Annotated in this window: 1 protein-coding gene and 1 pseudogene; both read left to right on the forward strand. The window is 49.1% G+C overall.

The window, feature by feature from the left end; translation table 11 throughout:
• Positions 1–98 (forward strand): annotated as a pseudogene (locus EDM54_RS27260) (RNA-binding protein S1); the annotation flags it as partial.
• 610 nt (positions 99–708) lie between these two features.
• Entirely contained in the window at positions 709–1,974 is a 1,266-nt protein-coding gene (ltrA, locus tag EDM54_RS21640; RefSeq protein ID WP_024985202.1) for a group II intron reverse transcriptase/maturase, read from the forward strand.
• Positions 1,975–2,044 lie beyond the last annotated feature (70 nt).

Below are 2,044 nucleotides of genomic sequence, written 5' to 3' on the forward strand. Positions count from 1 at the left end.
GCGCAGCTTCCTTCGAGGACAAGATGAAAAAATGGTTGAAGCACAGTGAGGAGAACCTTGCTACGATCAACAAAAAGAACGCAAAACGCGGCTACTAGGGCCTAACCATATCAGAGCAGGAAAAAGACGGGAGCACCCGTCTTTTTTTTCTTGGTGCGCCCAGCATGGGCGATAGCTATAGGGTGAAAGTCCCGAACGGGGGTTGGCTGTACCAACCGTTAGCTCAAGGCAAGGGTGTCGACCGCGAGGTCGAATCTGAAGGAAGCCGGCGGCAAAATCCCGACCTGAGGTACACGAACCCAATTTGAGGCTGTTGTATCCGGGCGAGTCTGCCAAACAAGACAAAGCCCCATACAGCCAAGGGATACAGTAGTAAACTTGGGCAGGTACATGGGATGAAAGTTATCGTTCTTACCTGGGGAGGTCTGCATGAAACGCCTTCAACTGTTGGTAACCGTCTCCGTAAGGAGACGCTGAACATGCAGAAGTCAGCAGAGGCCATAGTACCCGAGTAGAGGACGCTTGAATGGGGAAGGGCCGAACATCAAGCCAGCATGCGATCCATGTCTTTTGATACGGTACGTCGAAGCAGAATTCTGTCAAGGAACTACTTTTGAAGAGCAGGGGTGAAGCCCCGAGGGTACAAAAGAGGGCTGAGTATCGTACAGCAAGCACGGAGTCCGCATGTGCGAAGGAAGGAACATCATTATGGATTTGCTGGAAAAAGTCTTATCACGGGAAAACTTACGGATGGCACTCCAACGAGTGGAGGAAAACAAAGGTGTCGGTGGAGTCGATGGTGTTTCAACCGAACAACTACGCGATTATCTACGTGAACACTGGCAAGCCATCCGCGAGAAGATGGAAAGGGGAACCTATAGACCTTCACCTGTTCGCAGAGTCGAAATCCCGAAACCTGACGGTGGTGTAAGGTTATTAGGCATTCCCACCGTGGTAGACCGCTTTATTCAGCAGGCCATCCTCCAAGTGTTAACGCCGATCTTCGACCCCACCTTCTCGGAATCTAGCTATGGGTTCCGTCCAAAACGTAGCGCTCACATGGCAGTAAGGAAAGCGCAAGCGTATATCTCCGAAGGATATCGTTTCGTGGTGGACATCGATCTAGAGAAATTCTTTGATCGCGTAAATCATGATATTCTAATGAGCCGTGTGGCTCGAAAAGTTCAGGACAAGAGAATTTTAAGACTGATTCGTTCCTACTTGAATGCGGGGATCATGATAAATGGCGTCTGTACAACATCAAGTGAAGGAACACCGCAAGGTGGGCCGTTAAGCCCACTTTTGGCAAATATCCTACTTGATGATTTGGACAAGGAACTCGAAAAGAGAGGCCACCGTTTCTGCCGCTACGCAGACGATTGTAATATCTACGTGAAAACAAAACGGGCAGGGGAACGAGTAAAGAAGAGTATTCAAAACCACTTGGAGAAGGTACTAAGGCTAAAAGTAAATGAGGAGAAAAGCGCGATAGACCGACCATGGAAACGAAAATTCTTGGGCTTTAGTTTTACCTTTGCAAAACAGACAAGGATTCGCATCCACCCCAAATCCCTCCTCAAGCTAAAAGAGAAAATCCGCACGATCACGAATCCGGTGTGGAGCATCTCGATGGAGAAGCGGATTGAAAGAATAAATCAGTACCTCATGGGCTGGATTGGATATTTCGCCCTTGCAGACGCGAAGGGCATTCTACAATCCATTGAGGAATGGACAAGGCGCAGGCTCCGTCTTTGTTTGTGGATGCAGTGGAAACGCGTGAGAACCAGATATCGAGAACTTCGTTCTCTTGGCATATCTCACGTAAAAGCCATTGAAATTGCAAATACCCGCAAGGGTGCATGGCGTACCACAAAATCTCCGCATATACACAAAGCCCTCGGCATTGCCTACTGGCAACAACAAGGGCTGAAAAGCTTAGTGCAACGATATTCTCAAATTCGTCAAGCTTGGTGAACCGCCGTATACCGAACGGTACGTACGGTGGTGTGAGAGGACGGGGGTTAGTCGCCCCCTCCTACTCGAT

Origin of the sequence: Brevibacillus borstelensis, from assembly GCF_003710865.1 — a bacterium.
GTDB classification, from domain to species: Bacteria; Bacillota; Bacilli; order Brevibacillales; family Brevibacillaceae; genus Brevibacillus; species Brevibacillus borstelensis.

Bases quoted from the DNA above. Each gene is read 5' to 3' on its own strand.
- ltrA (WP_024985202.1), top strand. From the start codon at position 709: ATGGATTTGCTGGAAAAAGTCTTATCACGGGAAAACTTACGGATGGCA.